Raw genomic sequence first — 23,928 nt, forward strand, 5'->3', positions numbered from 1 at the left:
ACCCGCCATGATCGAGACCGCCGTCGAAGGCCCCGTCGCCCGCATCACCCTCGCCCGGCCCGAGCGTCACAACGCGCTCGACCGCGCGGCGATGGCGGCGCTGACGGAGGCGCTCGGCAATCTCGCCGCCCGGCCGGAGCTGCGCGTGCTGGTGCTCACCGGCACCGGGCGCAGCTTCTGCTCCGGCGCGGCGCTCGACGGGATCGCGGCGGACTGGACCGAAAACCCCCTCACCGCGCTCTGCGACACGCTCGAGGCCTTCCCCCGCCCCACCATCTGCGCCCTCAACGGCGGGGTATACGGCGGCGGGGTGGAGCTGGCGCTCGCCTGCGATTTCCGCATCGGGGTGGATGGCATGCGCATGTTCGTGCCGCCTGCGAAACTGGGCATCCACTACGAGCCCGCCGGCATCGCCCGCGCCCTGCGCGTGGTGGGCCAGCAGGCCACGCGGCGGATGTTCCTGCGCGCCGAGACCTTCTCCGACACCGCCCTGCGCGACATCGGCTTCCTCGACGAACTCGTGGTGCCCGAGGCGCTGGAGCCGCGGCTGGAGGCGCTGGCGGAGGAGCTGTCGGCGCTCGCCCCGCTCGCGGTCTCGGGCATGAAGCGCACCATCACCGAGCTCGGCGCAGGCCGGCTCGACACGGAGGCGGCGCGGGCCCGCATCGCGGCCTGTTTCGCCTCCTCCGACCACGCCGAGGGCCTTGCCGCGATGCGCGACAAGCGCCCTCCCCGTTTCACCGGCTCCTGAGCCCGAACAGCCTCGTGCGGCGGCGTGAGCAGGCTTGCGCCACCGCCCGGACCCCCCCTCGCGCCAAGGCGCGAAAATACAAGACACGAACCGCGACAGATTCCGCCCCGACTGCTTGCAGGCCGCGTTTTCGCCGCCTATATCGGCTCTGACTCCGATGCCCCTCACCGAAGCGTGAAGGGCCCTCAGGGATGGGGTGCGGGGGCCGCAACGGACCCGGGCTCCGGAATCGCCGCGTAAAGGAAAGGATGCAGATTCATGGGTAAAGTTATCGGTATCGACCTCGGGACGACCAACTCCTGCGTCGCCATCATGGACGGCGCGAAACCCCGGGTGATCGAGAATTCCGAGGGCGCGCGCACGACGCCCTCGATGGTCGGGTTCACCGATGACGAGCGCCTCGTTGGCCAGTCGGCCAAGCGCCAGGCCGTCACCAACCCGTCGAACACCCTCTTCGCCGTGAAGCGCCTCATCGGCCGTCGCATCGACGACCCGATGGTGACGAAGGACAAGGGCATGGTGCCCTACACCATCGTCGACGGCGGCAACGGCGACGCATGGGTGGAAGTGAAGGGCGACAAGTACAGCCCCAGCCAGATCTCCGCCTTCATCCTGCAGAAGATGAAGGAAACCGCCGAGAGCTACCTCGGCGAGGACGTGACCCAGGCGGTCATCACCGTTCCGGCCTACTTCAACGACGCTCAGCGCCAGGCCACCAAGGACGCCGGCAAGATCGCCGGTCTCGAGGTGCTGCGCATCATCAACGAGCCGACGGCCGCCGCGCTCGCCTACGGTCTCGACAAGGAAGGTGGCAAGACCATCGCGGTCTATGACCTCGGCGGCGGCACCTTCGACATCTCGATCCTCGAGATCGACGACGGCCTCTTCGAGGTGAAGTCGACCAACGGCGACACCTTCCTCGGTGGTGAAGACTTCGACATGCGCATCGTCGAGTACCTCGCCGCCGAGTTCAAGAAGGAGCACGGCGTCGACCTCACCAAGGACAAGCTCGCCCTGCAGCGCCTGAAGGAAGCTGCCGAGAAGGCCAAGATCGAGCTCTCCTCCTCGAGCCAGACCGAGATCAACCAGCCGTTCATCTCGATGGACCCCAAGACCTCGACCCCGCTTCACCTGGTGCTCAAGCTCACCCGCGCGAAGCTCGAGGGCCTGGTCGAGGACCTGATCCTGAAGTCGATGAAGCCCTGTGCGGCGGCGCTGAAGGATGCGGGCCTGACCAAGAACGAGATCGACGAGGTCGTGCTCGTCGGCGGCATGACCCGCATGCCCCGCGTGATCGAGGAAGTGACCAAGTTCTTCGGCAAGGAGCCCCACAAGGGCGTGAACCCCGATGAGGTCGTGGCCCTCGGCGCCGCCATCCAGGCCGGCGTGCTGCAGGGCGACGTGAAGGACGTGGTCCTGCTCGACGTGACCCCGCTGTCGCTGGGCATCGAGACGCTGGGCGGCGTGTTCACCCGGCTGATCGACCGCAACACCACGATCCCGACCAAGAAGAGCCAGATCTTCTCGACCGCCGACGACAACCAGTCGGCCGTGACGATCCGGGTGTTCCAGGGCGAGCGCGAGATGGCGGCGGACAACAAGCTGCTCGGCCAGTTCAACCTCGAGGACATCCCGCCGGCACCGCGCGGCATGCCGCAGATCGAGGTCGCCTTCGACATCGACGCGAACGGAATCGTCTCCGTGTCCGCCAAGGACAAGGGCACGAACAAGGAGCAGAAGATCACCATCCAGGCTTCGGGCGGTCTTTCCGACGACGACATCGAGAAGATGGTCAAGGAAGCCGAGGCGAACGCCGAGGGCGACAAGGTGCGCCGCGAGCTGGTGGAGGCGAAGAACCACGCCGAGAGCCTCGCGCATTCCACCGAGAAGTCGCTCAAGGAGCATGGTGACAAGGTCGACGCCGAGACCAAGGGCACGATCGAGACCGCCCTTGCCGCGCTGAAGGAAGCCGCCGCCGGGGAAGACCTCGAGGACATCAAGACCAAGACCCAGGCGCTGATGGAAGCCTCGATGAAGCTCGGCGAGGCGATCTACAAGGCGCAGTCCGAAGCCGGCGAGGCCCCCGAGGAGGGTCCGCAGGCCGAGGGCGGCAAGGATGACGTCGTCGACGCCGATTACGAAGACGTCGACAACGACAAGAAGCAGAACTGAGGCCATCTCGGGCGGCACCCGGGCAACCGGGTGCCGCCGTCGCAAGGGGCCTTTCATGGACCGTATCCCAGCCAGCGACCAGACGCCGTTCGGAGACCATGCCCTGCCCGGCGTGGTCGATTCGCTTAGGCGGATGGCCGATCACATGCCCGAGGGCCGTGTCGGCCTCTGGGGGGTGTCGCTGCTGCGCAAGCTCTGCCTTGCCGGGCGCGAGGCGCCGTTCGACGTCACCGTGTTCGGCAGCCAGAAGGTGCGCCTCCACCCGGCCGACAACCGCTGCGAGAAGCGCGCCTTCGCCGGCATCCACCTGTGGGACGCCGAGGAGCGCGCCTTCCTCGACCGTGCGGTGGCCGGGGCCGAGGGCGATTTCTGCTTCGTCGATGCCGGTGCGAACGTGGGACTCTACACCCTCTCGGTGCGCGCCGCCTGCCAGGCCCGGGGCATCGCCCTGAAGGCCGTGGCGGTGGAGCCCGACCCGGTGAACGCCGCGCGCCTCACCTTCAACCTCGCCGCCTCCGGTGCGGCGGAGGTGGTGCATGCGCCCGTGGCGCTCGGCGCCGAGGAGGGCAGCGTGCGCTTCGCCTCCGGCGGCCTCTCGAACCGCGGCGAGGCGCGCGTGGCCGAGACCGGCGATTTCGAGGTGCCGATGCGGCCGCTGCTGGACGTGGTGCGCGACGCGGGCCTGCCCCGGATCGACGCGATGAAGATGGATATCGAGGGGGTGGAGCTGCCGGTTCTCACCGCCTTCCTCAACACTGCCCCCGTGGCCCTCTGGCCCGGGCATGTGGTTCTCGAAACCGGCCGAGGGCCCGAGAGCGAGCCGGTGCGCCTGCTCGTCTCCCGCGGCTACGCTCCCGTGCTGCGCACCGGGATCAACACCATTCTCAGCCTGCAGGCCCGGCCTGCACGGCAGCAGGAGCCGACCGATGTCGAAACGTGATCTCTACGAAATCCTCGGGGTGGCGAAATCCGCCTCCGAAGCCGAGCTGAAGAAAGCCTACAAGAAGAAGGTCATGGAGCTTCACCCGGACCGTAACCGCGACAACCCCGACGCGGAGACGAAGTTCAAGGAGGTGAACGAGGCCTACGACATCCTCAAGGACAGCCAGAAGAAGGCGGCCTACGACCAGTTCGGCCACGCGGCCTTCGAGGGCGGCATGGGCGGCGGCGGGCGCGGGCCCGGCGGCGCCGATTTCTCCTCGGCCTTCTCGGACGTGTTCGACGACCTGTTCGGCGATTTCATGGGCGGCGGCCGTGGCGGCCGGCGCGGCGCCGGCCCGCGCGCCACCCGCGGCTCGGACCTGCGCTACAATCTCTCGATCTCGCTGGAAGAGGCGATGTCGGGCAAGCAGGCCAGCCTGCAGGTGCCCGGCTCCACCGCCTGCGACGCCTGCTCGGGCACCGGGGCCGCCGGCGGCACCGAGCCCAGCACCTGCCCCACCTGCTCGGGCATGGGCAAGGTGCGCGCGCAGCAGGGCTTCTTCACCATCGAGCGCACCTGCCCCACCTGTGCGGGCCAGGGCCAGATCATCAAGAACAAGTGCACCGAATGCGGCGGCTCCGGCCGGCAGGAGCGCGTGCGCTCGCTGAACGTGAACATCCCCGCGGGCGTGGAGACCGGCACCCGCATCCGCCTCGCCGGCGAGGGCGAGGCCGGCCTGCGCGGCGGCCCGGCGGGCGATCTCTACATCTTCATCCAGGTGGCCGAGCACCCGATCTTCGAGCGCGACGGCCAGAACCTGCACTGCCGGGTGCCGCTGTCGATGGTCACCGCCTCGCTGGGCGGCGAGATCGAAGTGCCCACGCTCGACGGCGGCCGCACCAAGGTGAAGGTGCCGGAGGGCGTGCAGTCCGGCAAGCTGCTGCGCCTGCGCGGCAAGGGCATGCCGGCGCTGCGCGGCGGCGCGGCGGGCGATCTCTACCTCGAACTGGCGGTGGAAACCCCGGTGAACCTCTCCACCCGGCAGAAGGAGCTCATCCGCGAGTTCGAGAAGGCCGGGCGCGACAACAACCCCGAGGCGACCGATTTCCTCTCGAAGGTCAAGCGCTTCTGGGACGGCATGACCAACTGAGCCCTTCCCGCGCCGCGCGGCGCGGCGGCTTCCCGCCTGCGGCGCGCGCGGGCGCGCGCGGGCCTCAGCGGCGCAGGCGCTTCACGTTGGCGGAGGTCTTGCGGCCCACGGGGGCGAGCGCGGCCTCGACGATGCGGGCCGGGCTGCCGCCGCCGAGCGCCGCCCCGGCCGCGGCGTTCACCGATTTCACGAAGGTCTCGTGCTTCTCCGTCACCATCCGGCTCATTTCCGTGCTGGTGATGGTGCCGCTCACCATCAGCATGTTGCGCCGCATGATCACCTCGCCGGCCGAAACGGCGATGGCGAGGTTGAGCTGCCCGATCTTGAGCGCGTCCTGGTAGAGGGAAAGACCGTCGAGGAGAGAGAACATCTGGGTGCTCCGGGTTATTGTGCACCGCACTATAGATGTGCGTGTGCAAATAATCCAGTAACAGGCCCCCGGGTTCCCTGCATGGCCGCTGCCCGGATTCGGCCTTGCATCCGCCGGGGCGGAGGCGTATAGACGTCTCCAACAGCGGCGGGAGGCCTCCGGGGCCTTCCACCACCGGGAAGACGAACGGGCCGCGAGCCCGTTTTTTTGTTTTCGGAGAAGGACGCCCGTGACGGATCTGGTTGCCAAAGCAGCATTCGACCGCAAGCTGGCCGAGCTCCTGCGCCCCACGGTGGAGGGCATGGGCTTCGGCCTCGTACGCCTGCGGCTGATGTCGGGAAAGAAGACCACCCTGCAGATCATGGCCGAGAGGCCGGATGGCAGCATGGAGGTGGAGGATTGCGCGAACCTCTCGCGCGCGCTCTCCGCCGTTCTCGACGTCGAGGACCCCATTCAGGGGGAATACAACCTGGAAGTCTCCTCCCCCGGCATCGACCGGCCCCTCACCCGCCTGGCGGATTTCGACCGCTGGCAGGGCTGGGAGGCGAAGCTGGAGACCTCCGAGCTCATCGAGGGCCGCAAGCGCTTCAAGGGCATTCTCGCCGGGATCGAGGGCACCGAGGTGCTGATCGAGATCGACGAGGGCACCATCGGGCTCGAGTTCGACTGGCTGTCGGACGCCCGGCTGGTGCTCACCGATGACCTGATCGCGGAATCCCTCAAGGGCCGCACCGGCTTCGACGAAGCCGAATTCGACGAGGTCGTGGAGACCGACGATGATGAACCCGATGAACCCGAACGGCGGGAGGATGCATAGATGAGCTCGACTGTCAGTGCCAACCGGCTTGAACTGCTCCAGATCGCCGACGCGGTCGCGCGCGAGAAGCTGATCGACCCGGAGCTGGTCATCGAGGCGATGGAAGACAGCCTCGGCAAGGCGGCGCGCTCGCGCTACGGCGCCGAGTACGACATCCGTGCGCATATCGACCGGCGCTCGGGTGAGCTCTCCATGTCCCGCGTGCGCGAGGTGGTCGAGGAAGTGGAGAATCACTTCACCGAGATGACCCTCGAGGAGGCCCGGGCGAAAAACCCCGAGGCCGAGATCGGCTCCATCATCGCCGACCCGCTGCCCACGCTCGACCTCGGCCGCATCGCCGCGCAGTCGGCCAAGCAGGTCATCGTGCAGAAGGTCCGCGAGGCCGAGCGCGAGCGCCAGTTCGAGGAATTCAAGGACCGCGTCGGCACCATTATCAACGGCGTGGTGAAGCGCGTGGAATACGGCAACGTCATCGTCGACGTGGGCCGGGGCGAGGCGATCATCCGCCGCGACCAGATGATCCCGCGCGAGGCCTACCGCAACGGCGACCGCATCCGCGCCTTCGTGAAGGACGTGCGCCACGAGACCCGTGGTCCGCAGATCTTCCTCTCGCGCACCGCGCCGGAGTTCATGGCCGCCCTGTTCAAGATGGAAGTGCCGGAGATCTACGACGGCGTCATCGAGATCAAGGCCGTCGCGCGTGACCCCGGTTCCCGCGCCAAGATCGGCGTGATCTCCTACGACCATTCGATCGACCCCGTGGGTGCCTGCGTGGGCATGCGCGGCAGCCGCGTGCAGGCCGTCGTGGCCGAGCTGCAGGGCGAGAAGATCGACATCATTCCCTGGACCGAAGACACCGCGACCTTCCTGGTGAACGCGCTGCAGCCCGCAGAGGTCTCCAAGGTGGTGATCGACGAGGACAGCGAGCGCATCGAGGTCGTCGTGCCCGATGACCAGCTCTCGCTCGCCATCGGCCGCCGCGGCCAGAACGTGCGCCTCGCCTCCCAGCTCACCGGCTGGGACATCGACATCATGACCGAGGCCGAGGAGAGCGAGCGCCGCCAGGCCGAGTTCGCCGAACGCTCCAAGATGTTCATGGATTCGATGAACGTCGACGAGATGGTGGCACAACTTCTCGTGTCCGAGGGGTTCACATCGCTCGAAGAAGTCGCATATGTCGAAATGGACGATCTGCTGTCCATCGACGGTTTCGACGAGGAGACCGCCGAGGAACTTCAGGCCCGCGCCCGCGAGAGCCTCGAGGAACTCAACAACCAGGCGATGGAAAAGGCCCGCGAGCTTGGCGTCGAGGAGAGCCTGTTCTCCTTCGAGGGGCTCACGCCGCAGATGCTGGTGGCGCTCGGCTCCGAGGGCATCAAGACCCTCGAGGACTTCGCCACCTGTGCCGACTGGGAGCTGGCCGGCGGGTATACCACGGTCGACGGCAAGCGCGTGAAGGATGACGGCATCCTCGAGGCGTTTGACATGTCGCTCGAAGAGGCGCAGACCCTCGTCATGTCCGCGCGCCTCGCGCTCGGCTGGGTGACCGAGGAAGACCTCGCGGCCCAGGCCGAGGCGGAAGAGGCCGAGGCCTCCGCCGAGGACGGCGACGACACGCAGGAGGCGGCCGGGGCCTGACCCGGCCGGAAGGCAGAATGACCCGGGGCGGTCGCACCAAGGATCGGGACGGCCCCGAAAGACGCTGCATCGCGACCGGCGCCTCAGGCGATACCGGCGCGATGATCCGTTTCGTGGTCGGGCCCGACGCCGAGATCGTTCCCGATCTGGCCGAGCGCCTGCCCGGCCGGGGCATATGGCTCACCGCCAGCCGCGAGGCGCTGGCGAAGGCCGTGAAGAAGAACCTGTTCTCCCGCGCAGCGCGGCAGCAGGTACGCGTACCGGAGGGGCTCCCAGAGGCGCTCGAAGCGCTCGTCGCCCGCCGGCTGATCGACCATCTGGCCCTCGCCCGCAAGGCAGGGCTGGCACTTGCCGGGCATGACAAGGTGAAGGCCCGGCTGAAATCGGGGCCCGTCGGCGCACTCATCGAGGCGTCGGACGGATCCGAGCAAGGAAGAGCCAGGCTGCGGCCCATGGCCGGCGATGCCCCGCGCATCGCCTGTCTGACCGGGTCCGAATTGGGTTTGGCATTTGGACGCGATCATGTGATACATGCGGCGCTCGACGCCGGCGGGGTCACGGATCGGATCCTGAGAGAAGCAGCCCGGCTTTCCGGGCTCCGAGACTGTGCAGCGCCATCCGGGCCGCTGCAACATGATGATGACGGGGCCAAGGACGGGCCCGAAGCGATAGGTTGACATGAGCATGAGTGACACCACTGGCGGCGACAACAAGGGCGGCAAAATGGGGCCTCGGGGCTCTGGCGACCGAGTGCGCCAGAGCTTCTCCCACGGCCGCTCGAAATCCGTCGTGGTCGAGAAGAAGCGCAAGTTCAATCTTGCGCCGAAACCGGGCGCGGCTCCTGCCGCTCCGGCGGAGGCCAGGCCAGCGGCGGCGAAACCCGCGGCGGCCCCGGCTGCACCTTCTTCCACGTCCGGCAGCGCCGCACCGGCCGCCCCGCAGGGCCAGGCCCGGCCAGCCTCCGGCGGCCAGGCGCAGCCTTCCGGCCGCGCGCCGTCCGGCGGCGGCGCCCGTCCTGCCGGTGGCAGCTCGGCCAAGCCGCGCGGCCGCGTGCAGGGCAAGGGGCAGATGCTCCGCACCCTTTCCGAGGAAGAATACGCCCGCCGGCTGAAGGCGCTCGAGGCCGCGAAGGCCAACGAGGCCGACCGGCGCAAGCGTGAAGCCGAGGAAGAGCAGCGCCGCATCGAGGAGATGGACAAGCTCCGCGAGGAGAAGGAGGCCCGCGAGCGCGAGGAGCGTGAGCGCGAGATCCGCCGCGAGCGCGAGGAAGCCGCCGCACGCGAGGCCGCCGAGGCCGAGGCGAAGCGCGTCGAGGAGGAGAAGGCCCGCACCGAGGCGAAAGCCGCCCGTGCCGCCGCCACCGCCAAGACCGCCGATCCCGCCGCCGTGCCGGGCCGCGCCCCGCGCGGCACCGAGGTTCCGGGCGACGACCGCGCGCCGCGCGGCGCCACCCCTGTCCCGGCCCGGCGCGAGCGCCCGGCAGGCGGCGACGACCGTCCCGGTGGCAAGGCCGCCAAGGGCGCCGACCGCCGCAACACCGGCAAGCTCACCATCAACCAGGCGCTTGCTGGGGGTGACGGTGCCGGTCGCCAGCGCTCGATGGCGCAGATGCGCCGCCGCCAGGAGCGCGAGAAGCGCAAGATGTTCGGCTCCAACGAGCCGCGCGAGAAGGTCGTGCGCGACGTGCAGCTGCCGGACGCCATCACCGTCCAGGAGCTCGCCAACCGCATGGCAGAGCGCACCGCGGACGTGGTGAAATGGCTGATGCAGAACGGCATCATGGCCACCCAGAACCAGACGATCGACCCGGACACCGCCGCGCTGATCATCGAGGAGTTCGGCCACAAGGTCGTGCGTGTCTCGGACTCGGACGTGGAAGACGCGATCGAGACCACCGAGGACTCGGCGGACAGCCTGAAGCCGCGCGCCCCGGTGGTGACCATCATGGGCCATGTCGACCACGGCAAGACCTCGCTGCTCGACGCGATCCGCAAGACCTCCGTGGTCTCGGGCGAGGCCGGCGGCATCACCCAGCACATCGGCGCCTACCAGATCACCATCGATTCCGGCGCGAAGATCACCTTCCTCGACACGCCGGGCCACGCCGCCTTCACTTCCATGCGGGCCCGTGGCGCGCAGGTGACGGACATTGTGGTGCTGGTGGTCGCGGCCGATGACAGCGTCATGCCGCAGACCATCGAGGCCATCGCCCATGCGAAGGCCGCCGGTGTGCCGATGATCGTGGCGATCAACAAGACCGACAAGCCCGATGCCGATCCGCAGCGGGTGCGCGTGGAGCTGCTGCAGCACGAGGTCGTGGTGGAAGCCATGTCCGGTGACGTGCTCGACGTCGAGGTCTCCGCCCACACGGGCAAGGGGCTCGACGTGCTGCTCGAGAACATCGCCCTGCAGGCCGAGATCCTCGATCTGCGCGCCAACCCGGACCGCCCGGCGGAAGGCGCGGTCATCGAGGCCAAGCTCGACACCGGCCGCGGCCCCGTGGCCACGGTCCTCGTCCAGCGCGGCACGCTGCGCCGCGGCGACGTCTTCGTCGTCGGCGAGCAGTGGGGCAAGGTACGCGCCCTGATGAACGACCAGGGCGAGCGGGTCGACGAAGCCGGGCCTTCGGTTCCGGTGGAGGTGCTCGGCCTGCACGGCACGCCCGAGGCCGGCGACACGCTCAACGTGGTCGAGAGCGAGGCCAAGGCCCGCGAGATCGCCGACTACCGCTCCCGCGTCGCCAAGGAGCGCCAGGCTGCCGCCGGTGCCCGCGGCTCGCTCGAGACCCTTCTCGCCCAGGCCAAGGCCGACTCCAATGTCGCCGAGCTGCCGATCGTGGTGAAGGGCGACGTGCAGGGTTCGGTCGAGGCGATCGTCCAGGCGATGGAGAAGGTCGGCAACGACGAGGTTCGCGTCCGGGTGCTGCACTCCGGCGTGGGTGCCATCACCGAGTCCGACGTGACCCTCGCCGAGGCGAGCAATGCGCCGATCATCGGCTTCAACGTCCGCGCCAACGCCCCGGCCCGCGAGTCCGCGAACCAGAAGGGCGTCGAGATCCGCTACTACTCGATCATCTACAACCTCGTGGATGACATCAAGGCAGCGGCCTCGGGCCTGCTCTCGCCGGAGGTGAAGGAAACCTTCATCGGCTACGCGGCGATCAAGCAGGTGTTCAAGGTGACGGGCGTCGGCAAGGTTGCCGGTTGCGAGGTCACCGAGGGCGTTGCCCGCCGCGACGCGGGCGTCCGCCTGCTGCGCGACAACGTGGTGATCCACGAGGGCAAGTTGAAGACGCTGAAGCGCTTCAAGGACGAGGTCCGCGAGGTCCGGGCCGGCCAGGAATGCGGCATGGCCTTCGAGAACTACGAGGACATCCGCGAAGGCGACGTCATCGAGATCTTCACCACCGAGGAGGTCGAGCGCACGCTCGACTGATCCGGGGCAGGATCGAGACAATTCGAAAAGGGCGCCGGCCACCGGCGCCCTTTTTCCTTATTCCGGGTCCCCGCGCCGCCGCCCCGCCTCGCGGTGACATCCGGGCACCCTGCCTCCCCGCGCGGAGGCAGCATGTTCGGCAGTCCGCCTATTGCCTGCAGGGCGCCGACCGCGAACCCGAGGCGGCCACCTCCCGACCTCGCAGCTTGCCGGAAGCCGGGAGCACGAGCCCCCCCGAGGGCGGAAAGGCGGGACAGACGGCGCGCGTGATCCGGGCTTCAGCGCCGCCGCGAACATGTGCCAACCAGGGTGCGAGCCCGTCACGCACCGCCCCGCGGGGAGGTGCGCCTGCCTCGGAGGGGGCTGAAGCCCCCGCCTCGGGAGGCGCGTCGGGCCCGTGCCGGGCCCTTCCGGCCACGTCACCGGCCGCGCCCGCCCCCGGCCGGAGCGTGGCGGGGCGGGCGGGTGGGCGACACGCTCCGGACGGGGGCGGGCGCGGCTCAGCGCTCGGTGAATTTCAGCTCGATGCGGCGGTTGCGGGCCCTCGCCTCCGGCGTGGTGCCGGTGTCGATCGGCTGGTACTCCCCGAAGCCGTTGGCCGAGAGCCGGTCGGCGGGGATGCCCTCGTCGTCGATCAGGAAGCGCACCACGGAGAGGGCCCGGGCCTGGCTGAGCTCCCAGTTGTCGGCGTAGCGGCCGCCGCGCAGCGGGGTGTCGTCGGTGTGGCCGTCGACGCGCAGGATCCAGTCGATACCGTCCGGGATCTGCTGCGAGACGTCGCGGATCACCTCCGCCACCCGGGCGATCTGGGTCTTGCCGGCCTCGGAGAGATCGGCCGAGCCGGGCGGGAACAGGATCTCGGAGGAGAACACGAACCGGTCGCCGACGATCTCCACCCCCGGCCGGTCCTCGAGGATCTCGCGGGTGCGGGCGAAGAACTCGGAGCGGGCGCGGCGCAGGTCCTTCGCTTCCGCCTCCAGCCGCTCGCGCTCGCGCGCCTCCAGCTCGGCGCGGCGGCGCTGCTCCTCGGCCACCTGGGCGAGGGCGGAGTTGAGCTGGGTGCCGAGGCTCTCGATCTGCACCTGCCGGTCGGAATCGCGCTCGGCGGCGGCGTCGAGCGTGGCCTGCAGGCTGGAGAGCTGGCGGCGCAGCTCCAGCGTCTGCTGGTTGAGCAGCGCGATGCGCTTCTGGTCCTCGCTCGCCGCGGCGCGCTGCCGGGCCAGCAATTCATTCGCCTTCGCCACCGCGGCGCGGCGCCGCTCCAGCTCGCTGCGGTCATCGGCGCGGGCGGTCTCGAGCTGGGTGCGCGCGGCATCGGCGGCGGCGAGCAGGGCCAGCGTCTCCTCCGCCTTCCTGCGCTGCTCCTCCAGCGCGAGGGTCATCGCGGTGAGCTCGGACTGCGAGTTCTCCAGCTTCTCGCGCAGCTCGCGCGCGGCGGCGGCCTCGGCGGCGGCGAGCTTCTCCTGGTCGGTGAGCTTCGCCTCCAGCCCGGAGACCTGCTCGGCGCTCTCCTCGCGGAACTGGTCGAGCAGCGCCTTTGCCTGGGCGGCCTCGGCCACGCGGGCCTGCTGCTCGGCGGTGAGCTGCTGGTCGAGCTCGGCGATGCGCGCCTCGCTCTGCTGCGCCTCCTCGCGCAGGCTCTCCACCAGCGCCTGCAGCGCCTCGCGCCGGGCGGCGGCGAGGCGGGCGGCCTCCTCCTGCGCGTCGATCTCCTCGCGCAGGTTGGCGAGGGCGAGCTGCAGCGCCTCCTTCTCGTCCACCTCGCGGGCGTTCTCGGCCTGCAGGGTGGTGATGGTGCCCTGCGCCTCGTCGAGCGCCGCCTGGCGCTGCGCCGTCTCGTCCCGCGCGGCGGCGAGGGCGGCGGTGAGGTCGCTCTTCTCGGAGAGCAGCCCCGCCACCTGCTCCTCGAAGCTCGCGATGCGGGCGGCCTGGTCGTCACGCTCGGCGGTGAGGCTGTCGATCATCAGCGCCTGCTGGCCGGCGAGCGTGCGGGTGGAGGCGAGGTCGGAGGAGAGCGTGTTCACCTGCCCCTGCAAATTCTCCGAGCGGGTGCGGGCGAGGCCGAGCGCCTGGGTGAGCTGGGCCACCTCGGAGCCGAGCTGGTCGAGCTTGCTCTCCTGCCCGGTGATGGTCTCGCGCAGGAAGAACTGCACGATCATGAACATCGAGAGCACGAACATCAGCACGAGCGTGAGCGCGGTCATCGCGTCCACGAAACCGGGCCAGATGTTGGCCTCCGGTCTTCGCCCCGATCTGCGCGAGAGGGCCATGGCTCAGCGCCCCGCCGTCCCGGAGACGGCCTCGGAGATCGCCGCGCCGATGCCGCGCGGCAGCTGGGCGAAGCCGGAGCGGATCTCGGACAGCGAGTCCTGCCGGCCGGCGGACATCTCCTCGAGGATGCGCAGCAGCTGCACGTCGATGTTGCGCAGGCGCATGCGGGTCTCGGCGTCGACGTGCTCGCCGTCCTCCAGCCGCTGGGCGGTCATCGCCAGCATGCGCTCCTGCGAGGCGGCGATGCGCTCCAGCGTGGCGGCGCGGGCCTCCTCGGCGGCGCGCTGCTCGGCCGAGGGGGTGGCCAGCGTCTCGCTCAGCCGGTCGAGCGAGGAGGCGAGGCGGGTGAGCCGGTCCTCGGTCTCGAAGCGGCGCTCCTCGCCGCGGGTGACCATCTCGCGCAGGCTCTCGATCTGCATCGCGGTCTGCTCGAGGATGCCGGCGAGAACGGTGCCGTCGAAGCCGCCATGCTCGCCGTCGCCGGTGGAGAGGCCGATGCGGGTGATGGAGGACAGCCACTCCTCCAGCTCGCGGTAGAAGCGGTTCTGCCCGTGGCCGGCGAAGAGCTCCAGCAGCCCCACCACCAGCGAGCCGGCGAGGCCGAGCAGCGAGCTGGAGAAGGCGGTGCCCATGCCGCCGAGCTGCTCCTCGAGCCCGCTCATCAGCCGGTCGAACACCGCCATGCCCTCCTCGCCCTCCTGCGGGGCGAGGTGGCGGATGGTGTCGACCACCGCCGGCACGGTGTTCGCGAGGCCCCAGAACGTGCCGAGCAGGCCGAGGAAGATCAGCAGGTTGATGATGTAGCGGGTGATGTCGCGCGCCTCGTCGAGCCGCGTGGCGACGGAATCGAGGATCGAGCCGGTGGAGGCGGAGGTGAGCATCGAGCGCGAGCCCTTGCCGCGCAGCAGCGCGGAGAGCGAGGCCAGCAGCCGCGGGGTCTTGGTGAACTCGTGCCCCGGCCGGTCGAGCGCGAAACCCTCGATCCAGCTCACGGCGGAGGTGAGCTGGAACACCTGGAAGAAGCACGACAGCACGCCGATCACGAAGACCGCGGCGATGAAGCCGTTCAGCACCGGGTTCGACATCAGCACCCCGGCCACCGAGCCGTAGATGAACCACACGCCCACGGCCACGAGCGCGAGGATCACCACCATCGCGAAGGTCTGGCGGATCGGCTGGGAGAAATGCGGGTCCGTGTCCCGATCCAGGATGATGCGTCGTGCCATTGGCTGCCCTGCTGCGCTCCGTCTGATGCGGATGGTACCGGTCTCGGACCTTAAAGGCCAAGCGTCCGAAAACCAACACACATATGCCGGCGAAGCACGGCGGGAGAGCGGGCGGGCGGGGCGCTCGCGCCCCGGTTGCGCCACCCCGGAGCGGCCGTGCCCGCGCGGCCTTGCACCCGGCGGCGTGCCCCGCAATAGTAGCGCGCATGTCACAGCATCCCCGGGGGGACCAAATGCCAAGATCCGCCGGAGCGGCCCGCCGCCCCGCCCTGCGTCGCGCCCCTCCGGCCCTGTCGTCGGGGTCGCTGTCCGGCCGTCTCGCGGCCCTCGCCCTCGCCGCGCTGGCGGCAGGTGCCGGCGGCGCCTCGGCGCAGGAGGCCTGCGGGCCCTACGTGGTCCAGCGCGGCGACACGCTGCGCTCCATCACCCAGCGGGTCTACGGCCATGACCGCTACCTCACCCTGTTCGAGGCGAACCGCGACGTGCTGCCCTCGCCCAACGCCCTCGAAGTGGGCCAGGTGCTGCGCCTGCCCTGCGAGGACGGCTCCATGCCCCCCGAGGCCGCGATGCAGGCCGCCCGCCAGACCCTCGACCCCCCGGGCATCCGCCCGCGCGGGCCGGCGGAGGAGGAGGTGCGCTTCCTCACCGCCGGCGGCATGCCGCCGCTGGTGGCCACCGGCCTGCCGGGCCGCGGCCTGCTGCCCGAGCTCGTCCGCCGGGTGATGAGCGCCGCCGCCCCCGGCCAGCAGTTCCGCATCGACGAGGTGCGCGACGGCGATGCCCAGCTCTCGCTGCTGCTGCCCATGGGCGCCTTCGACCTCGGCTTTCCCTGGGTGCAGCCCGAGTGCCCGGCCCGGCTCAGCGCCCCGCGCGAGGTGCAGCGCCTGTGCGAGGACTACGCCTTCTCCGAGCCGCTGATGACGCTGGACCTGGTGTTCTACGGCCCCGCCGACCTGCCGCGCGACCTCGAGGGCGTGCGGATCTGCCTGCCGCCCGACTACGTGGGCCCGGACCCGATCGCCACCGGCCTGCTGCCGCGCGGCGCCGACCTGGTGCGCGACGTCGCCCTCGCCGACTGCCTGCGCCCCGGCCCGGACGCCGCCACGGCCGTGTTCACCAACCGCGAGACCCTGGCCCAGCCGCCCGAGGGGCTGCGCGAGCTCTCCCGCCATTCGCGCAAGGCCGCCCTGGTGGCCGTGGCGCCGAAGGCGAACCCCGCCGCCATCGCCCGGCTGGAGGCCTTCTCCGAGGGCGTGCGGCAGGTGACCACCGAGGAGGACTGGCCCGGCATCGTGCGCGCCACGCTCTCGGACTGGAGGCGCGAACCCGCCCGCTGACCCCACCGCCGCGCAGTCCACCCGCCGCCCCGCGCGGCCGGAAGATTTGACCCCGCCCCGCGCCGCCCGACATTGAAGGGCGAGGGCGGGACGCACCCGACAGGCCGGCGCCGCATGAGGCCCCGGCCGCCCCCGAGGAAGGACACCGAACCCATGAAACTCAAAGACCCCAGCCTGCTGGCCGAGAAATCCTACGTGAACGGCGCCTGGGTGGACGGCGACAGCGGCAAGACCTTCGCCGTGACCAACCCCTCCACCGGCGAGGTGATCGCGAACATGGCCGACCTCGGCCAGGCCGAGACCGCCCGCGCCATCGACGCCGCCTACGAGGCGCAGAAGGCCTGGGCGGCGATGCTCGCCTCCGAGCGCTCCGCCCTGATGATGAAATGGTACGAGCTGATGGTGGAGAACGCCGACGATCTCGGCACCATCCTGTGCGCCGAGATGGGCAAGCCCTTCGCCGAGGCGCGCGGCGAGATCCTCTACGGCGCGAGCTTCATCCAGTGGTTCGCCGAGGAGGGCAAGCGTGTCTACGGCGACACGATCCCCGGTGCGAAGGCCGGCCAGCGCATCGTGGTGCTCAAGCAGCCGGTGGGCGTGGTGGCCTCGATCACTCCGTGGAACTTCCCCAACGCGATGATCGCGCGCAAGGTGGCCCCGGCGCTCGCCGTGGGCTGCACCATGGTGGCCAAGCCCGCCAAGCTCACGCCGCTCTCCGCCACCGCCATGGCGGTGCTGGCCGAGCGCGCGGGCATCCCCAAGGGCGTGTTCTCGGTGGTCTGCGGCGCGTCCTCCTCCGCCATCGGCAACGAGATGTGCGCCAACGAGAAGGTGCGCAAGCTCACCTTCACCGGCTCCACCGAGGTGGGCCGGGAGCTGCTGAAGAACTGCGCGCATGACATCAAGAAGACCTCGATGGAGCTCGGCGGCAACGCGCCCTTCATCGTGTTCGACGATGCCGATCTCGATGCGGCGGTCACCGGCGCCATGGGCTCGAAGTTCCGCAACGCCGGCCAGACCTGCGTCTGCGCCAACCGCATCTACGTGCAGGCCGGTGTCTACGACGCCTTCACCGAGAAACTGGTGGCGGCGGTGAAGAAGCTCAACATCGGCGACGGTTTCGCCGAGGGCGTCACCACCGGCCCGCTGATCGACGGCAACGCCGTGGAGAAGGTGAAGGAGCATGTGGGCGACGCGGTGTCCAAGGGCGCGAAAGTGGCCTTCGGCGCCGAGGAGATGGGCGGCAACTTCTACCGCCCCACCGTGCTCACCGGTGTCACGAAGGAGATGAAGGTGGCGCGCGAGGAAACCTTCGGCCCCGTCGCGCCGCTGTTCCGTTTCGAGACCGAGGAAGAGGTGATCGCGGCGGCGAACGACACCGAGTTCGGCCTCGCCTGCTACTTCTACAGCCGTGACGTGGGCCGGGTCTGGCGCGTGGCGGAGGCGCTGGAATACGGCATCGTGGGCATCAACGACGGCCTGCCGTCGACCGCCGTGGCGCCCTTTGGCGGGGTGAAGCAGTCCGGCCTCGGCCGCGAGGGCTCCAAGTACGGGCTCGAGGACTTCCTCGAGATCAAGTACCTCTCCATGGGCATCTGAGCCGAGCCTCCGGGGCGCGTGTGCGAGACGTGAACGCGCCCCGGGGAACGCGGAGCCTCCGGCGGCGTTGTCCGGCTGCAGGAGCTGTTTCCTGCCGAAAGGAGTGCTCAGCATGACAAGCATGACCGGCATGACGCAGGACGAACTCGACCGGAACGAGACCGTCACCCTCATTGCCTCCGACAAGGTCGAAGGCACCCCCGTCTACAATGCCGAGGGCGAGAAGCTCGGCTCGGTCGACAAGCTGATGATCGACAAGCGCGGCGGCCGTGTCTCCTACGCGGTGATGGCCTTCGGCGGCTTCCTCGGCCTGGGCGAGAGCTACCACCCGCTGCCCTGGGACGTGCTCACCTACGACACCGAACTCGAGGGCTATGTCGTCGCCCTCACGCGCGAGCAGCTCGAGGGCGCCCCTCGCTACGCGCGCGGCGACGAGCCGGTCTGGTCGGACCGGGCCTACAAGCAGAGCATCCACGACTATTACGGCTCGCCCCCGCGGGTGATGATGCTCTGACGCGATACAGCGCGATACAGCGCGGGGCGGGGCGGGGCGGGGCAGCCCCACCGCCCCGCCCGCTCGTGCCCCCTGCCCGGGGGCGCTTTGCGTTTCAGGCGCCCCCGGGCAAGGGGCGCCTTCCTGCGCGTCGGGCGCGTGGGTCTCGCGCGCCCTGCACGGGCGCGCGCCGGGCGTCAGACGTCGAACTGGTAGGAGGCGGGGACGAAGCGGAAGCCCTCGTCCCTCGCCTCGAGATAGCCGAGCGCGGGGAAGGGCATGTGGTATCCCGCGAAGGGAATGCGCTCTTCCGCGATCATGCCCAGCACCTTCCTGCGCGTGGCGGCAGCCGCGGCCTTGTCCATGTCGTAGGCCACCTCCCAGTCGGGGCGCTGCATCGACACCACGTAATGGTTCACCGTGTCGGCGGTGAGCATCAGGCGCGCACCCTCGCTCTCGAGGTGGAACACGAGGTGGCCCGGCGTGTGCCCGAAGGCCTCCATGGCCTCGATGCCGGGGGCCACGCTGTCGCCCGGGGCGATGAAGGTGGTCTTCTCGGCGAGGGGCACCACGTTCGCCGCCACCCCGGCGGCACCGCGCTCGGTGGGGCCGGTCTTCTGCGCGTCCGCGGTCCAGAAATCGTACTCCGCCTGGCCCATCACGTAGGAGGCATTGGCGAATGCCGGCGCACCGTCCTCCATCAGCCCGCCGATATGGTCGCCGTGCATGTGGGTGATGACCACGGTGTCGATGTCATCGGGGTTCACGCCGGCCGCGCTCAGCCGGTCGGTGAGCTTGCCCATGCCGTTGCCGCGCGCGCCCGCGCCCAGCCCGGTGTCGAACAGCACCAGCGAGGAGCCCGTGTTCACCAGCACGGGGGTGAAGCCGTTGGCGAAGCGGTCGGTGGGCAGGAAGTTCTCCTCCAGCAGGCTGGCCACCGTGCCGGCCTCCTGGTCGGCGCCGAAGGTGGGGTGCGGGCCCTCGCCGATGCGCAGCCCGTCGAGCAGTGTGGTGACCTCCATTCCCCCGAGGCTGAAGCGGTACCAGCCGGGGCGGGCGCCGCCCTGGGTCGGCACGGCGGCGGAGGCCGGGCGCAGCCCGGGCGCGAGCCCGGCGCCTGCGGCACCCGCCGCCGCGAGCGCGAGGGCGGCGCGGCGCGACACGGCCGGGGCGGCGAGGCGCGGGCGGTGCGGGGTGATCGTCTCGGTCATCTCTGGTCTCCCTCTCTCTGGCGACACCGGCAAGGCGCGCCGGCGCGGCCGAAGTGTGCCACAGCTCGGCCGCGGCGCGGCCAAATTCCTCGTGATGCGCGGCCGGCCGCATTCCCCCTGTAAGCGTTCGCTCAATGTTCTATAATGCGAACGAAAGAGAAACTCCCGGGGGATTCGCCGGAGATCCGGAGGCAGAGACATGGCCAGACACAGAGACATGGCCAGAGACGCGGACGACGACCTGTTCGAGACCGGTGTGCCGGAGGGATCAGAGGCCGCCGTACCGGCGGAGCGCCGGCGCGGGCGCGGCGCGCTCTCCAACGCCTCCGGCCGCTTCGAGGCCTACCGCCAGACCGTGTTCGACGATGGCTGGGGCGGCGACGAGGAGGCAACGCCCCCCCTGCGCACCACGGTGATGGAGGACACCACCCGCCGCATCATCACCCGCAACACCTCGCCCGACATACCCTTCGACCGCTCGATAAACCCCTACCGGGGCTGCGAGCACGGCTGCATCTACTGCTTCGCCCGGCCCAGCCACGCGATGCTCGGCTTCTCCCCCGGGCTCGATTTCGAGACGAAGCTGCTCGCCAAGCCCGACGCCGCGCGCCTGCTCGCCGAGGAGCTGCGCCGCCCGGGCTACGAGGTGGCGCCCATCGCCATCGGCACCAACACCGACCCCTACCAGCCCATCGAGAAGGAGCGCCGCATCATGCGCGGCGTGCTCGAGGTGCTGGCCGAGCACGAGCACCCGGTGACCATCGTCACCAAGGGCGGGCTGGTGGCGCGCGATGCCGACATCCTGGGCGAGATGGGCCGCAAGGGGCTCGCACGGGTGGCGCTGTCGATCACCACGCTCGACAGCTCGCTCGCCCGGCGGATGGAGCCGCGCGCCGCCACCCCCACCGTGCGCCTGCGCGCCATCACCGCGCTCACGAAGGCCGGCTGCCCCACGGGCGTGATGATGGCCCCGGTCATCCCCGGGCTCAACGACCACGAGATCGAGACCGTGCTCGCCGCCGCCGCAGGGGCTGGCGCCACCAGCGCCGGCTGGGTGGCGCTGCGCATGCCGCTGGAAGTGCACGAACTCTTCGCCGAATGGCTGCGGGAAAACTACCCGAACCGCGCCGCCAAGGTGCTGCGCATGGTGCGCGAGCTGCACGGCGGGCGCGACTATGACCCCGCCTGGGGCAAGCGCATGACCGGCGAGGGGGTTCACGCGAAGCTCATCGCGAGGCGGATGGACACCGCCCGCCGCCGCCTCGGCCTCAGCAACAACCGCTGGTCGCTGCGCGCCGACCTGTTCCGCCTGCCGCCGCGCCCGGGCGACCAGATGAGTTTCACCGACCTGCTCTGAGGCGTTTTCGGCCGAACGGCTTCGCATCGCCGGCGGTCCGGTGTATGGCTCGGGAAACACCCCCCGAGCCGTACGGAGCCTGCCACGTGACCACCCTTCCCGACCTCTCCCGCGAAGCCGCCATCGGCCCCGGCGTGATCGGCATCGACGAGGTGGGCCGCGGCCCCTGGGCCGGCCCGGTGGTGGCCGCCGCGGTGATGCTGGAGGGCTGGCTGCCCGAGGGCGTGAACGATTCCAAGCGCCTGTCCCTGCGCCGGCGCGAGGGGCTCTACGAGGCCATCATGGCCCAGGCCGTGGTGGGCATCGGCCAGGCCACGGTGGAGGAGATCGAGTTCCACAACATCTCCCGGGCCACCACCCTCGCCATGCTGCGCGCGGTCGAGGCCCTGCCCGGCCGCCCGGCCTTCGCGCTGGTGGACGGCAACCGCGTGCCCGCCGGCCTGCCCTGCCCGGCCGAGGCCATCGTGCGCGGCGACGCGCTTTGCGCCTCCATCGCCGCCGCCTCGATCATCGCCAAGGTCACGCGCGACCGGGCCATGGCCGCCCTCGCCCTGCAGCACCCCGGCTACGGCTGGGAGCGCAACGTCGGCTACGGTACGGCAGAGCATGCCGCCGCCCTACTAGAACTGGGGGTTACCGCTCACCATAGACGAACCTTCAAGCCCATCCACAAGATGTTGTACGAAGAGTCAGCGTTAACCCATTGAATCGAAAAAACAAATTGACGCCGGAATCCGTTTGACTCATTTTCGGGGCAACCCAGCCAGTTTCCGAGGGAACCCGCCCCATGCCCGCAGCCGCGCCCCGACCCCGCCTTTCCCGCACCAAGCCGATGCTGCGAGGGCCGAAAAACGCCGCCGCCTCATCCAGGCTGCCGCTGGACCAGATCCTCGCGGGGGATTGCGTGGAGCGCATGAACGCGCTGCCGGAAAACTCGGTCGACCTGATCTTCGCCGATCCGCCCTACAACCTGCAGCTGCGCGGCGAGCTGCACCGGCCGAACAACACCCGGGTCGACGCCTGCGACGACGCCTGGGATCAGTTCTCCTCCTTCGCGGCCTATGACCGCTTCACCCGGGGCTGGCTGGCCGCGGCGCGGCGCATCCTCAAGCCCGACGGCGCGATCTGGGTGATCGGCTCCTACCACAACGTGTTCCGGCTGGGTGCGGCGCTGCAGGACCTCGATTTCTGGATCCTCAACGACATCGTGTGGCGCAAGACCAACCCGATGCCGAATTTCCGCGGCAAGCGCTTCACCAACGCGCACGAGACGCTGATCTGGGCCGGCAAGACCGAGGCCGGCAAGTACACCTTCAACTACGAGGCGCTGAAGGAGCTCAACGAGGGCCTGCAGATGCGCTCGGACTGGGTGATGCCGATCTGCTCGGGCGGCGAGCGGCTGAAGAACCGGGCGGGCGAGAAGGCCCACCCCACCCAGAAGCCCGAGGCGCTGCTGCACCGGGTGATCGTGGGCACCACAAACCCCGGCGACGTGATCCTCGACCCGTTCTTCGGCACCGGCACCACCGGCGCCGCCGCCAAGCGCCTCGGCCGGCATTTCATCGGCATCGAGCGCGAGGAAGACTACATCGAGGTGGCGCGCGAGCGCCTCGCCCGCGTGGTGCCCTACGAGGCGGAGGCGCTGAAGGTCACCGGCTCCAAGCGCGCCGAGCCGCGCATCCCCTTCGGCTCGCTGGTCGAGCGCGGGCTGCTGCGCCCGGGCGAGGAGCTCTGGTCCTTCAACGGCCGGCACAAGGCCAAGGTGCGCGCCGACGGCACGCTGATCGCCCATGACGCCCGCGGCTCGATCCACCAGGTGGGGGCAGCGCTCGAGGGCGCGCCCTCGTGCAACGGCTGGACCTACTGGCACTTCCGCCGCGACGGCCAGCCCGTGCCCATCGACATGCTGCGCCAGCAGGTGCGCTCGGAGATGCGCGAGTAGGCACGCCCTCGCGCCTTCATCCGGGCGCGACACGGCCCGGACAGCTTCGCGACGGAACTGCCCCTCGCGGAAGGGCAGTCGGTTTCCTCGCCCCTGTCCGGTCCCCTCCCGCCGGGAGGCGGGCCCGATGGCACGATCTCTCCCCGGTGTCGGTCTCAAGGCCACGGACGGCCGCGCCCGCAGACCGGCCTTCGGAGCCGGGCGCCTTACGCCTCTTCCAGCGCCGAGAGCCCGGCGAGGTAGGCCTTGCGCATCACGGTGGGGAAGGCGTTCGCCGGCAGGTGGCGGAAGCCCGGGCCGCCGGCGGGCACATCGGCCACCATCACCGCGAGGCGCAGGTGGAAATGGGTGAAGGTGTGGCGCACCTCGCCGGCCGGGTGCCAGTCTGCCTCCAGAGGCGGCGCGGGCTCCGGCGCCTCGTTCCACGCACTGCAGGGCAGGCCCAGCGTGCCGCCCAGCAGGCCCTTCTCGGGGCGGGTCTCCACCAGCACGGCGCCGTCCGCCGCCCGGGCGAGATAGGCATAGCCCAGCCGCACCGGCTTCGCCGCCTTCGCGCGCTTGCGCGGCAGCTCGGCCGCGATGCCCTCGGCCCGCGCCCGGCAGGGTTCGCGCCAGGGGCAGATGCCGCAGGCCGGGCTGCGCGGCGTGCAGATGGTCGCGCCGAGGTCCATCACCGCCTGGGCATGGTCGCCGGGCCGCCCGGCCGGGGTGAGGAGGGCTGCATGGGCGCGCAGGGTTTCCTTCGCGTCCGGCAGCGGCTCCTCCACCGCGTGCAGCCGGGCCATCACCCGCTCCACGTTGCCGTCGAGCACTGTTGCCTGCCGGTCGAAGGCGATGGCGGCCACGGCGGCGGCGGTGTAGGGGCCGATGCCGGGCAGCGCCATCAGCCCCGCCTCGGTGTCGGGGAACCGCCCGCCCGCCTCGGCCACGGCACGGGCACAGCGCAGCAGGTTGCGCGCGCGGGCGTAGTAGCCCAGGCCCGCCCATTCGGTCATCACCTCCTCGTCGGGTGCGGCGGCGAGGTCGGTCACCGTCGGCCAGGCTTCCGTGAAGCGGGCGAAATACGGGATCACGGCGGCGACGGTGGTCTGCTGCAGCATGATCTCGGAGAGCCAGACGCGGTAGGGGTCGGGCACCACGCCCTCGCGGCGCTCATGCGGGGGCACGCGCCAGGGCAGGCGGCGGGCATGCACGTCGTACCAGGCGAGCAGCTCGGCGGAGAGGTCGTTCATGCGCT

At 70.3% G+C, this 23,928-nt stretch carries 19 protein-coding genes; 14 read left to right on the forward strand and 5 right to left on the reverse strand.

What is annotated here, in order from left to right; all coding sequences use genetic code 11:
- Positions 1 to 7 precede the first annotated feature (7 nt).
- The 4 genes from D3P35_RS04415 to dnaJ all read left to right on the forward strand — a co-directional run bounded on the left by D3P35_RS04415 (position 8) and on the right by dnaJ (position 4,995).
- Positions 8 to 751, forward strand: coding sequence for an enoyl-CoA hydratase/isomerase family protein (locus D3P35_RS04415; protein ID WP_157982033.1), 744 nt, complete (start codon positions 8 to 10; stop codon positions 749 to 751).
- A gap of 258 nt (positions 752 to 1,009) precedes the next feature.
- Positions 1,010 to 2,923 carry a molecular chaperone DnaK gene (gene dnaK, locus D3P35_RS04420; RefSeq protein ID WP_118133254.1) on the forward strand — a complete coding sequence of 638 codons (1,914 nt, stop codon included), beginning with the start codon at positions 1,010 to 1,012 and terminating at the stop codon, positions 2,921 to 2,923.
- A 55-nt stretch (positions 2,924 to 2,978) separates the two neighbouring features.
- Positions 2,979 to 3,863, forward strand: coding sequence for an FkbM family methyltransferase (locus D3P35_RS04425; protein WP_157982034.1), 885 nt, complete (start codon positions 2,979 to 2,981; stop codon positions 3,861 to 3,863).
- Positions 3,850 to 4,995 (forward strand): molecular chaperone DnaJ, encoded by a 1,146-nt coding sequence (gene dnaJ, locus D3P35_RS04430; protein WP_118133256.1) that lies wholly within the window; start codon positions 3,850 to 3,852, stop codon positions 4,993 to 4,995. Before D3P35_RS04425 ends, dnaJ begins: the two co-directional genes overlap by 14 nt.
- Positions 4,996 to 5,059: 64 nt before the next feature.
- Here dnaJ and D3P35_RS04435 read toward each other — a convergent pair whose 3' ends face one another.
- Positions 5,060 to 5,365 (reverse strand): hypothetical protein, encoded by a 306-nt coding sequence (locus D3P35_RS04435; RefSeq protein WP_118133257.1) that lies wholly within the window; start codon positions 5,363 to 5,365, stop codon positions 5,060 to 5,062.
- Between the two features lie 229 nt (positions 5,366 to 5,594).
- Here D3P35_RS04435 and rimP point away from each other — a divergent pair, with 229 nt between their 5' ends.
- Genes rimP through infB form a run of 4 tightly spaced genes read left to right on the forward strand, consistent with a single transcriptional unit; the run spans position 5,595 to position 11,255 of the window.
- Positions 5,595 to 6,182 carry a ribosome maturation factor RimP gene (gene rimP / locus D3P35_RS04440; protein ID WP_118133258.1) on the forward strand — a complete coding sequence of 196 codons (588 nt, stop codon included), beginning with the start codon at positions 5,595 to 5,597 and terminating at the stop codon, positions 6,180 to 6,182.
- Positions 6,183 to 7,820 carry a transcription termination factor NusA gene (gene nusA / locus D3P35_RS04445; RefSeq protein WP_118133259.1) on the forward strand — a complete coding sequence of 546 codons (1,638 nt, stop codon included), beginning with the start codon at positions 6,183 to 6,185 and terminating at the stop codon, positions 7,818 to 7,820.
- Between the two features lie 17 nt (positions 7,821 to 7,837).
- Positions 7,838 to 8,497 (forward strand): RNA-binding protein, encoded by a 660-nt coding sequence (locus D3P35_RS04450; RefSeq protein ID WP_118133260.1) that lies wholly within the window; start codon positions 7,838 to 7,840, stop codon positions 8,495 to 8,497.
- 46 nt (positions 8,498 to 8,543) lie between these two features.
- Positions 8,544 to 11,255, forward strand: a complete 2,712-nt coding sequence (gene infB / locus D3P35_RS04455; protein ID WP_118133418.1) for a translation initiation factor IF-2 — start codon at positions 8,544 to 8,546, stop codon at positions 11,253 to 11,255.
- A gap of 500 nt (positions 11,256 to 11,755) precedes the next feature.
- On the opposite strand, the gene D3P35_RS04460 is transcribed toward infB, so the two are convergent.
- Positions 11,756 to 13,525, reverse strand: a complete 1,770-nt coding sequence (locus tag D3P35_RS04460) for a peptidoglycan -binding protein (protein ID WP_118133261.1) — start codon at positions 13,523 to 13,525, stop codon at positions 11,756 to 11,758.
- Between the two features lie 3 nt (positions 13,526 to 13,528).
- A complete protein-coding gene (locus tag D3P35_RS04465) occupies positions 13,529 to 14,752 on the reverse strand; it encodes a biopolymer transporter ExbB (protein WP_232830377.1) in 1,224 nt (407 codons plus the stop codon).
- A gap of 233 nt (positions 14,753 to 14,985) precedes the next feature.
- Here D3P35_RS04465 and D3P35_RS04470 point away from each other — a divergent pair, with 233 nt between their 5' ends.
- From D3P35_RS04470 to D3P35_RS04480, 3 genes are all read left to right on the forward strand, one after another.
- Complete coding sequence (locus D3P35_RS04470; protein WP_198670459.1) at positions 14,986 to 16,089, forward strand: LysM peptidoglycan-binding domain-containing protein; 1,104 nt, start codon at positions 14,986 to 14,988, stop codon at positions 16,087 to 16,089.
- Positions 16,090 to 16,242: 153 nt separating this feature from the next.
- Positions 16,243 to 17,688, forward strand: a complete 1,446-nt coding sequence (locus D3P35_RS04475) for an NAD-dependent succinate-semialdehyde dehydrogenase (RefSeq protein ID WP_118133263.1) — start codon at positions 16,243 to 16,245, stop codon at positions 17,686 to 17,688.
- A gap of 112 nt (positions 17,689 to 17,800) precedes the next feature.
- Positions 17,801 to 18,202 (forward strand): PRC-barrel domain-containing protein, encoded by a 402-nt coding sequence (locus D3P35_RS04480; RefSeq protein WP_232830378.1) that lies wholly within the window; start codon positions 17,801 to 17,803, stop codon positions 18,200 to 18,202.
- A gap of 176 nt (positions 18,203 to 18,378) precedes the next feature.
- Here the strand turns inward: D3P35_RS04480 and D3P35_RS04485 are convergent, their stop codons facing one another.
- A complete protein-coding gene (locus D3P35_RS04485; RefSeq protein ID WP_118133264.1) occupies positions 18,379 to 19,392 on the reverse strand; it encodes an MBL fold metallo-hydrolase in 1,014 nt (337 codons plus the stop codon).
- 199 nt (positions 19,393 to 19,591) lie between these two features.
- Here D3P35_RS04485 and D3P35_RS04490 point away from each other — a divergent pair, with 199 nt between their 5' ends.
- The 3 genes from D3P35_RS04490 to D3P35_RS04500 all read left to right on the forward strand — a co-directional run bounded on the left by D3P35_RS04490 (position 19,592) and on the right by D3P35_RS04500 (position 22,691).
- Positions 19,592 to 20,749, forward strand: coding sequence for a PA0069 family radical SAM protein (locus D3P35_RS04490; RefSeq protein ID WP_118133265.1), 1,158 nt, complete (start codon positions 19,592 to 19,594; stop codon positions 20,747 to 20,749).
- Positions 20,750 to 20,793: 44 nt separating this feature from the next.
- Positions 20,794 to 21,456: a ribonuclease HII gene (locus D3P35_RS04495; protein WP_118133266.1), complete on the forward strand. Its 663-nt coding sequence runs from the start codon at positions 20,794 to 20,796 to the stop codon at positions 21,454 to 21,456.
- Positions 21,457 to 21,581: 125 nt separating this feature from the next.
- Entirely contained in the window at positions 21,582 to 22,691 is a 1,110-nt protein-coding gene (locus D3P35_RS04500; RefSeq protein WP_118133421.1) for a site-specific DNA-methyltransferase, read from the forward strand.
- 206 nt (positions 22,692 to 22,897) lie between these two features.
- Here the strand turns inward: D3P35_RS04500 and mutY are convergent, their stop codons facing one another.
- Entirely contained in the window at positions 22,898 to 23,923 is a 1,026-nt protein-coding gene (gene mutY, locus D3P35_RS04505; RefSeq protein WP_118133267.1) for an A/G-specific adenine glycosylase, read from the reverse strand.
- Positions 23,924 to 23,928: the final 5 nt, after the last annotated feature.

Origin of the sequence: Oceanicella sp. SM1341, from assembly GCF_003448965.1 — a bacterium.
GTDB lineage: Bacteria > Pseudomonadota > Alphaproteobacteria > Rhodobacterales > Rhodobacteraceae > Paroceanicella.

Excerpts from the sequence above, each read along its gene's own strand:
- D3P35_RS04415 (WP_157982033.1), top strand. The coding sequence starts at position 8 with ATGATCGAGACCGCCGTCGAAGGCCCCGTCGCCCGCATCACCCTCGCC.
- dnaK (WP_118133254.1), top strand. The coding sequence starts at position 1,010 with ATGGGTAAAGTTATCGGTATCGACCTCGGGACGACCAACTCCTGCGTC.
- D3P35_RS04425 (WP_157982034.1), top strand. The coding sequence starts at position 2,979 with ATGGACCGTATCCCAGCCAGCGACCAGACGCCGTTCGGAGACCATGCC.
- dnaJ (WP_118133256.1), top strand. The coding sequence starts at position 3,850 with ATGTCGAAACGTGATCTCTACGAAATCCTCGGGGTGGCGAAATCCGCC.
- D3P35_RS04435 (WP_118133257.1), bottom strand. The coding sequence starts at position 5,365 with ATGTTCTCTCTCCTCGACGGTCTTTCCCTCTACCAGGACGCGCTCAAG.
- nusA (WP_118133259.1), top strand. The coding sequence starts at position 6,183 with ATGAGCTCGACTGTCAGTGCCAACCGGCTTGAACTGCTCCAGATCGCC.
- D3P35_RS04450 (WP_118133260.1), top strand. The coding sequence starts at position 7,838 with ATGACCCGGGGCGGTCGCACCAAGGATCGGGACGGCCCCGAAAGACGC.
- infB (WP_118133418.1), top strand. The coding sequence starts at position 8,544 with ATGGGGCCTCGGGGCTCTGGCGACCGAGTGCGCCAGAGCTTCTCCCAC.
- D3P35_RS04460 (WP_118133261.1), bottom strand. The coding sequence starts at position 13,525 with ATGGCCCTCTCGCGCAGATCGGGGCGAAGACCGGAGGCCAACATCTGG.
- D3P35_RS04465 (WP_232830377.1), bottom strand. The coding sequence starts at position 14,752 with ATGGCACGACGCATCATCCTGGATCGGGACACGGACCCGCATTTCTCC.
- D3P35_RS04470 (WP_198670459.1), top strand. The coding sequence starts at position 14,986 with ATGCCAAGATCCGCCGGAGCGGCCCGCCGCCCCGCCCTGCGTCGCGCC.
- D3P35_RS04475 (WP_118133263.1), top strand. The coding sequence starts at position 16,243 with ATGAAACTCAAAGACCCCAGCCTGCTGGCCGAGAAATCCTACGTGAAC.
- D3P35_RS04480 (WP_232830378.1), top strand. The coding sequence starts at position 17,801 with ATGACAAGCATGACCGGCATGACGCAGGACGAACTCGACCGGAACGAG.
- D3P35_RS04485 (WP_118133264.1), bottom strand. The coding sequence starts at position 19,392 with ATGACCGAGACGATCACCCCGCACCGCCCGCGCCTCGCCGCCCCGGCC.
- D3P35_RS04490 (WP_118133265.1), top strand. The coding sequence starts at position 19,592 with ATGGCCAGACACAGAGACATGGCCAGAGACGCGGACGACGACCTGTTC.
- D3P35_RS04495 (WP_118133266.1), top strand. The coding sequence starts at position 20,794 with ATGGCTCGGGAAACACCCCCCGAGCCGTACGGAGCCTGCCACGTGACC.
- D3P35_RS04500 (WP_118133421.1), top strand. The coding sequence starts at position 21,582 with ATGCTGCGAGGGCCGAAAAACGCCGCCGCCTCATCCAGGCTGCCGCTG.
- mutY (WP_118133267.1), bottom strand. The coding sequence starts at position 23,923 with ATGAACGACCTCTCCGCCGAGCTGCTCGCCTGGTACGACGTGCATGCC.